This window comes from Gottfriedia luciferensis (assembly GCF_001712755.1).
GTDB classification, from domain to species: domain Bacteria; phylum Bacillota; class Bacilli; order Bacillales; family Bacillaceae_G; genus Gottfriedia; species Gottfriedia luciferensis_B.
This window is the reverse complement of the sequence record NZ_MDKC01000011.1, coordinates 65,368-72,475: the sequence shown is the minus strand read 5'-3', so window position 1 is coordinate 72,475 and position 7,108 is coordinate 65,368. Positions and strand designations below refer to the sequence as shown.

Sequence of the window (7,108 nt, the reverse complement as noted above, 5' to 3'; positions counted from 1 at the left end):
TTTTTTTGATGAAAAAGTTGATTGGAATGGAGGGGTGCTCGACTCCTATGGGATTAGCGGGAAGGCTAAAGACCCCGCAGGCTTGCCGAGGAGGCTAAAGAATCTCGCCCCATGGAAAGCGAGCATCCTGTAATGGAAATCAACATCACTCTACTCCTTTTACGAAAATTTGGTAATTTAATTGACAAAGTTGTTTTTCAACAGCGTGAAGAAACCTCTTGAAGTACAAGAGGTTTCTAACTTCTTATTCATTCTTTTTTACTATCCTCTTATTAAGATATAATTTTAAAACGATACAATTAAAAGTAGGCAATTTCAAATGGAATACTAAGTATGTTTATTGTGTTAAAGCTACCTGTTCTTAGATTTGTTCCTAGAAAATATGTTGTCCAAACTTTGTAAATGACTTAAAAAGATTATTTCCATAACCAAACTACATTATAGCGTTTCACGTTTTAAATAGTTTGTTTTTTTATTTTTGCAATTAAACTCGAAATACTTAAACCTTGTACTAGTAAAGAAAAAACTACATTTACAAATACAATTAATACAATACTTTTATAATAAGGAAAATTATGAGGTAATGTTAATGCCAATGATATCGATAAAGCTCCTTTTAATCCCCCCCAATTAATAAGAAACTTTTCAGTACTTGTAAAACTCTTTGCTTTAAATAAACTAATATAAACTGCAATTGTTCTGGCCATTAAAGTAATTAAAATAGAAAACAAAGTTAATTTCCAATTTGAGAAAAGGTTTAATCGGTACACTTCAATTCCGATAAGCAAAAATAAAATTGTATTTGAAATAAATGAGATAATATCCCAAAAACTATACATATAATTTTTTGTATTTTCATTCATTCCTATTTTTTTGCCATAGTTACCAAAAACAATACCACCAATAACAACAGCGATCACTCCACTTCCATGGAATATTTCTGCTATTAAATAGCTACCGTAAAATAAAAGAAATGAAACCATTGTTTCAAGCGGATAATCATCAACTAAGCTAATTAAATATGACGCGATAAATCCTAAAACTAGTCCAACAATCAAACCAATAAAAACAATTTTAAGAAATAAAATAAAACTCGCGCCTAAAGCACCAAATAACCCTTTGTTCATGAAGCTTATAATATAAACCGTAGAAATTTTAAATAGTACTACAGCTATTCCATCATTAAATAAGCTTTCACCTTCTAAACTTATCGCTATTGATTTTTTAGCCTTCATCACTTTTAAAATGCCCATTACTGAGATCGGATCGGTTGCACACATTAAAGAAGCAATCGTAAGAGATACGACAAATGGTAAATGGCAAAGGTAAGTCAATACTAGTGCAATGATGATAAAAGTTAAGAAAGTCCCAAATAATGCTAGTCTTGCAATTTCCCCTTTAAATTTATTTAGATCTTTAAACTCTAATTTAATTGCTGCTTCTCCTAATAAAGAGGGTAAAAAGAAGCTTAAAACAATGACAGAAAAAAACTGATGGTCACTAAACATATAGGCTATTTTATTAAAAAAAGGAAAATTTAATAAACCAATTAATAAACCTAATATGACAAGGAAAATTGTATATGGTTTTTTTAACTTACTTGCCAAAATCCACACTAAAACTCCCGCTAACAAAAGAATTAATATACTTTCAATCCAACTATTCGCATTTTCAATTAAATTTGTTTCCATATCATTTTTAAACCTACTTTCTACCAGCCAAAAACTTCATAGTTCTATTTTTTTCCATTTAATATTTTTAATACGATATGAAGACATAATTTTATAAATAGGGATTGAAACTTTTTCATCACATTAAGATCAATTCATCAATTATAAAAAAATAGCTTGTAGACAAATGGAAATTACCACTTTGTCTACAAGCTAACATTTCTTCTAATATAGAATGCGTTTTAGTTAGAAAACTTTTGAAATACTTTTAATTTACTTTTTGAATTCTTCCTTCAATTTCATAAACAAAAGGTCTTGGAAGTGATTTAACATAATCTACAGTCGCTTGTAAATCTTCTGGTCCTACTTCTAAATCAGTAGAACGTTCGCCAATACCATATTTTACATTTCCGTACATATAGTTGTTAACTACAACTGAATATTCTTTGTTCGGGTCAATTTTACTACCGTTTGGTAAAAGGATGTCTACTACTTTTCTAGTTGATGAATCCCACGTATACTTAAATCCAGCAATGTGGAAATCTAAGCCCTTATCGGTAATTTGATTATTTAACACTGTTTCAATATCTTGACCACTAAGCATTACTTTATTTAATACATTTCCAAAAGGCTGAATTGCGAATAAATCACCAAACGTAACTTGACCAGCGTCAAGTTCCGCTCTAACTCCGCCACCGTTCATCATTGCGAAGTCAGCATTCATCGCAGCTTTCATTCCATCTGCAATTAAGTTACCTAGTGCAAAATCGCCATAAGTATCAGAAGATGGATATCCTTTTGGTAAAGTTTGCATTGAGTCACCAACAATCTCAGCTTTAATTGGCATAATTAAATCTTCATATTTTTTCATGATCGCTGAAACTGTCGGGTCTGGTGTATAGTCTTTTTGATAAACTGTTACTACTTCTCCATCCTTCTTAACAATATCACCTGTTACTGCATCTAATTCTAAATCTACATCAGAAAATGCAGAACCATACGAATAAGCTTGTACGATTAATTTATTATCAACTACTTTATTATTAAATACATGATTATGAGCAGCAAAAATAACATCTACTTCATCATCAACTTTTTCAGCAATATCAGTTGCATCATATAAATCTGCTTTACCTGTTTGAAGTGTAGGGTTATGTGCTAATACTACGATTGCTTTAATTCCTTGTTTTTTTAGAATATCTGTATAATGGTTAATTGCTTCAACTTCATCACGAATTTCAAGCGTTTCATTTCCTTTTCGAACAATCATATTAGGAGTTTCTTGCGTTACTACACCAATAAAACCAATCTTTTTACCGCCCACTTGTTTAATTGTGTATGGTTGAGTAATTAATTCTCCTGTTGCAGAATCATATGCATTGGCAGCAATCACTGGAAAGTTCATTCCGTCATATCCTTTTGTACCTTTAGGATGTTCTCCACCATTCATCATACGCTTTAATTCAGCTATACCTTCATCAAACTCGTGATTTCCAACTGTACCTACATCAAAACCCATTGCTTCCATTACTTCAACTGTTGGTTCATCTTGGAATAATGCTGAGATTAGTGGACTACCGCCAATCATGTCACCCGCATGAACAAGTAATGTATTTGGATTTTCTGCTTCACGTTGCTTCATTGCAGCAGCTGTGTATTCCATACTCCCAGCTAATAATTCTTGGCCATTAACAGTAACTTTTGTATCCGTATCAAGCTGACCATGAAGATCATTTAAGCCCAATAATTGAACTTTAATATTTTCTTTTGGAGCAGTCCCTAAATCTAATTTAAAAATTCCAAAGCCTGCAAGATCCGTTTTATTTGTAAATGAAATATTACTATTAGGCTTGATGAATTCTTCCGCTCTTGGTGATGTCGTAAACGTTACATTTACATTTCCGCTAATTGGTGCAATTGACCAGTTATGATCTGCTGTTGGTGTAATTGTTTTCGATTCTGAAATGTAATCCATTAAGATTTGACGGTTTTCATCAGCAGAATCTACTACAAGTTCGCTACCTTTAACACCTGGGAAATTACCACCGCCACCAGCACGATAGTTATTTGTTACAACGATGAATTCCTGATTTAGATCAATTGGTTGTCCATTATAAGTTAAATTTATTACTCGACTTGAATTACTATTAACAAGATTTCCATTTAAATCGTACTTGGCTGGTTTTGTTACATCAATTTGATAGTTAACACCATCAATTACATCAAAGTTATAAACAGGAAAAGCTGGATTTAATAATGCTTGTTCTTCTGTTTTATTAGGATCAATTTGATTGTATTTACCTGCCGTCATTTCAATCCATTCTTTAACTACAGAACCTTTTACTTTAATTGCTTTTAACGTATTATCATAAAGATAAAGGTCGCCTGCACTTCTTATCGTAAGGTCGCCTTTTTTAATCTCAGTATACTCAGCTACACCATTACGGCCAGCTTTGAATGGAGCTCCTACTGATAAAATTGGTAATTCTTTATATTCTGGTTTCTTTTCAGCAATATATTTTTCTACAAACCATTTTTGTGCATTTGTAACAACTTGAATCGATGGATCATCTTGTATCAATGAAAAGTAACTATGGATATCATCAGTAGTTGTTCCAATTGGCGTATTTACATACTTAACTGTTGCATCATGATTTGGTTTAACAGCATTTACGATTTCTTGATCTGGAGCTACTGTGCTTTCTGTTTTTGTTTTACCTGTAGCAGGATCCTTTACATCAGCCCATATTTCTCTAGTTGAAGACTGGGAATTGACTACTGACCATTTTCCTTTTTCTTTTTTAAGTGTTAGGTCAATTAATCCTAATGAACCACCACCGTATCCCGCTTGAACAGCAGGTACGCCATTAATTGTTCCTTTCGAATTATCAACACCAGGTAATGGCTTTTTATCTGCCCCTAAAAATAATGCATCAAGTGTAGCCTCTGATTTTGCCGGGAATACCTTATGTGTATGAGAAAACGTAATTGCATCAATACCAGGTACTTCACTTAAAGAATAAATAACGTCTTCAGTATTTTCTTTATTTGCATTAAAACCTGAATGAGTCATTGCAACAATAACATCTGCCCCGTCTTTTCTCATTTCAGGAATGAATTTTTTAGCTGTTTCTACTATATTTTTAGTAATAACTTTCCCATCAAGATTTGCCTTGTCCCACTCATTGATTTGAGGTGGTACAAACCCAATAAAGCCGATTTTAATTTCTTGCTTCTTTCCTTGCTCATCAATCATTTTTTTCTTAATGATTTTATAAGGAGTAAATTTGTTCTGATCATTATTAGGATTTTTATCGTGATCATCTGCGTAAACGTTTGCATTAATGTACGGAAAATCCGCATCATTATATGCTTCATTTAAAAAGTCTAATCCATAGTTAAATTCATGATTACCTAAAGTTGCAATATCATAACCCATTATGTTCATTGCTTTAAATACAGGATGAACTTCTCCTTTTTTTAATGGGTCAATTTTTGCTTCATAAGTACCTAGTGGAGTACCTTGTATTAAATCCCCATTATCGACTAAAACATTATTTTGAACTTCTTTACGAGCATCTTTTACTAAAGTAGCAGTCTTAGCTAATCCAACTTTTTCGTATGCTGCATCCTTGTAGTAATCATAGTTTAATAAATTTGTATGGATATCTGTCGTTTCCATAATTCGAAAGTTTACTAAATCCTTCTCATCTTTATTCTTTTTAGATGCAAGCACATTTACAGATTCAGCCTCTTTTGGTGTTGCATACGCCGGCGTACTCATAACTGACATACTTAATAAAGATAAAGCTAGTGAAAATGATAACGCTTTCGAATTTTTACGGTTGTTTCTCCTCATCTATATTCCCCTTAAATACTTTATTAGGATTTGATTAAAAATTATCCCCAAAAATTATTATAAAATTAAAATAGGTTAAAATATATTTAATTATACTTAAATATAGTTAACTATTTCTTAAGGAGCAAATAAATGAATTTAGACCATTTAGCTTACATTGTAGATGTTTCAAAAACGAAATCACTATCAATGTCCGCAAAAAATTTACATATTTCTGTTTCAGCAATCTCACAAGCCATAAATAATTTAGAAGACGAATTCGGTTTTAAAATTTTTACACGTTTAAGACAAGGAACAATTCCAACACCTGAGGGCGAAGAATTAATTGAAAAATCTCTTCATGTGCTAGCCCATGCTGAAAAATTAAAGCAGTTAGCTATCAACAAAAATGAAATCCAAAAAGAGATTACTATTGCTTCTGTACCTGGACTAATGCATTATATCGTCGGTGTCATTAAATTAATTAAATTTGAAAGTCCGAACACTAAGATTAAAGTTAATGGTAAAAGCTCGCTAGATATTTTAAATGAGGTAAGACAAAAGAATGCACGTTTCGGTTTGATTTGGATATATGATCAACTATTACAAAATAATAAAGATCTGGTATTCGATATATTTCAAGAGGTGAATATCAATGTTTGTGTCAGTAAAAATCATACGCTAGCCGAATGTAACCAGTTAACGATTAAGGATTTATCAAACGAGACGTTTGTAATTCATGAAGAACAATATCTAAAATGGTATTATGATGAATTTTTAAAAGACAAAACTGAGATCTTATTTACAACAAATAATCTCGATAGTATTAGAAGTGCTGTCAATGAAAATATTGCTATAACAATTGGTACAGACTTTGTTGTGCAAAATGAGTCACTCATTCAATCTGGGGAAGCCTTTGCCATTGAACTGATTAATCCTTTCCATCGTCCTTTTTATGTTGGTTGTGTTCGAAGTGAGTATCCTCCGCTTTCATCAACTGAAAAAAAGTATATAAATGAATTAAAAGAAGAATTTAAACGTGTAAATAATTTACAAGAAGACTAATAGAATTGGGTTTTTCTTGCATCTTTTTAAAAATTATAAGGATATTGAAATACTCATAAAAGGGGCATGAGTATTTCAATAAGCTTGAAGTTGCGGGTCCATGAGTTAGTTATTTAGCGAGAAGTTGAAAATAACTTACTCATAACGGGCTCATGACTAAGTACAAACGCAAAAATATTAATATACTTTACTCATAATATTGACAAACTAATTTTTCAACAGTCTAAAAAAACCTAATCTTTTTTTGATTAGGTTCTTTTAAGTCTAATTCAGTTATACATGAATCTCAGAAGCAACAACTCCTATTTCAAGAGCAGATGTCCTTAAATCTAAAAACAACTACTTTATTTTAAAATCTACTCAATTCATTTATTTTAGACTCAATTACTTTTTTTAAAAAGAGACTTTTATCATTAAGATCATTCTATTTACTAAAATAATCAATCTTACATTCTTTCCAATTAGTATAGTAGGATTGCAGAATACTTTTTTAAAAATTTAGTTACGGGAAAATTTAATGTTTCTGAATTTGGAA

At 31.3% G+C, this 7,108-nt stretch carries 3 protein-coding genes; 1 reads left to right on the top strand and 2 read right to left on the bottom strand.

The window, feature by feature from the left end; translation table 11 throughout:
• Window positions 1-455 precede the first annotated feature (455 nt).
• Together BED47_RS09950 and BED47_RS09945 are read right to left on the bottom strand one after the other, a co-directional pair.
• Window positions 456-1,691 (bottom strand): cation:proton antiporter, encoded by a 1,236-nt coding sequence (locus tag BED47_RS09950; protein WP_069033586.1) that lies wholly within the window; start codon window positions 1,689-1,691, stop codon window positions 456-458.
• Between the two features lie 247 nt (window positions 1,692-1,938).
• Window positions 1,939-5,529, bottom strand: a complete 3,591-nt coding sequence (locus BED47_RS09945) for a bifunctional 2',3'-cyclic-nucleotide 2'-phosphodiesterase/3'-nucleotidase (protein WP_069033585.1) — start codon at window positions 5,527-5,529, stop codon at window positions 1,939-1,941.
• Window positions 5,530-5,661: 132 nt separating this feature from the next.
• Here BED47_RS09945 and BED47_RS09940 point away from each other — a divergent pair, with 132 nt between their 5' ends.
• Window positions 5,662-6,573: a LysR family transcriptional regulator gene (locus tag BED47_RS09940; RefSeq protein ID WP_069033584.1), complete on the top strand. Its 912-nt coding sequence runs from the start codon at window positions 5,662-5,664 to the stop codon at window positions 6,571-6,573.
• The last annotated feature ends 535 nt before the right edge of the window (window positions 6,574-7,108 follow it).

What these genes read in the sequence shown, in the direction of transcription:
- BED47_RS09950 (WP_069033586.1), bottom strand. Translation starts at nt 1,691, where the DNA reads ATGGAAACAAATTTAATTGAAAATGCGAATAGTTGGATTGAAAGTATA.
- BED47_RS09945 (WP_069033585.1), bottom strand. Translation starts at nt 5,529, where the DNA reads ATGAGGAGAAACAACCGTAAAAATTCGAAAGCGTTATCATTTTCACTA.
- BED47_RS09940 (WP_069033584.1), top strand. Translation starts at nt 5,662, where the DNA reads ATGAATTTAGACCATTTAGCTTACATTGTAGATGTTTCAAAAACGAAA.